At 36.0% G+C, this 1,701-nt stretch carries 1 protein-coding gene; it reads right to left on the bottom strand.

All coding sequences use genetic code 11. The features are described 5' to 3' along the window. Nucleotides 1–204 precede the first annotated feature (204 nt). On the bottom strand, nucleotides 205–1,611 hold the full coding sequence (locus HW423_RS10835) for an ISNCY family transposase (protein WP_218931893.1): 1,407 nt from the start codon (nucleotides 1,609–1,611) through the stop codon (nucleotides 205–207). Nucleotides 1,612–1,701 lie beyond the last annotated feature (90 nt).

Genomic DNA, 1,701 nt, shown 5'->3' on the forward strand with positions numbered 1-1,701 from the left:
GTCAATGATAAATGAAAATGTCCCGATTTTATTCAAATTTGAGTTAGGTTCACTGTCATTATTTCGTTGATCCTATTCCTGGCAAAACTACCGCGCTACGCTTGGTAAAGTTGATTCAGGAAATGGCTTCGAAAACCACGAAGCCATTTTCTGAATCAACTGAAATTAGCGTTCTAAATCTATTTTCTAGTTAAAAACTTGTATTCATGTTCTAGAATTGGTTTTCAGAGCTTCCTTTTGGTTTTTCTTCCGAAGATAGCGATCATAAGATGCTTTTTTCCAAGGATGGCTCATTGGAGGGATATGCACCTGCATCTTTTTACGTTCGATTGGCTTATCGAATTCTTTTGAAACTTTTTCGTGAAGCGGAATTTCTTTTAACATGAAAAGTGAATCCTGATGACTAGCATACAGTTGATTTTCTTTAGTATGAATAATCATTAACTTCGTTTTTGGGGCCAATAAGACGTGCTGATTTTGATCATATAAATGATATAACTTGTTCTGATATTTGAGTGCGTGTCCCCTCTGGACAACTCGGTGTGAAAAGCGAGCCAGTATATAATCTAAATGGATATCTTTTGGTAGCTTTTCAAAAACACTTTTGGTATCGTTTAGCTGTAAAGCAAATTTGGCGTTATATGTAGGAATATAATGTTTCAAAAATTGGTTTGCTTCTTCAATGGATTGGATATTTTTTAAGGCCATTTCATTTAGGAGACGATCTTGGAGGGTATTCCATAATCGTTCAATTCTTCCTTTTGCTTGAGGAATACTTGTTGTGGTTAACTCTATTCCCAAGTTATGGCAGGCATATCCATATTGTGTAAAAGTGTCCTTCTCTTCTGAAGGGCTCTTTTCTTGTTTATAGTGAAAGATGGTTCGATTATCCGTCAAAATATTATACGGAATACCGTAGGTAGTCAGACACTGATGTGTTACTTCGTAATAGGCATCTAATGTTTCTTCTTTATCAAAGTAAGCCCCAACCACGATTCCAGTGGCGTCATCTATAGCAGCGTGGAGATGCGCATATTTTCCGTTTTGAAACCAATCGTGTCTTGAAGCGTCCATTTGAAGCTGTTCACCTTTATATTTCTTTCGTGAGCGGCTAGGATGAGCTTTCACAGGATCTACGTATTCTAATTCATTTAAAACTTGGCTCTCTTTCTTTGTTAGTAGTTGGTCAGACCGTTCTTTCTCTTTTAATTCTTTGCGCTTCGTTCGTTGTGTTTTTTTAGAAGCACGAGGAGAAAGAATATGTTTTTGATATAATAAATTGCGAACGGTCGTATAAGAGACGGTTACTTGTTCTTCCTCCTGCAGTTTTTCTGTAAAATGGAACAAATTAAAACCATCATATTTCTTTCTGTAGAGTCGAATAATCTTTTGTTGGGTTTCTTTTGACAACGTTGTAGCGGGAGTTCGTCCCTTGTTCCCATGCTTAAAACCTTTTTTTCCTTGCGTTTTATAGCGATTAACCAATCGGTTAATCTGCCTACGGGATAAATCTAGTTCAATCTCTGCCCGCTCCTTTGAACACTGACCATTACATACTTTTTTTATGACTTCATATTTTTTGTTTTCAAACATAGTTAATTCTGCTCCCATTCTATCTCTCCAATCCAATAAGATTAGAGTAACGTAGTTATGGGACATTTTCATTTGTTATTTATTAAGACATTATCATTTGTTAATGAC

The organism is Ruoffia halotolerans, assembly GCF_014049385.1.
GTDB lineage: Bacteria > Bacillota > Bacilli > Lactobacillales > Aerococcaceae > Ruoffia > Ruoffia halotolerans.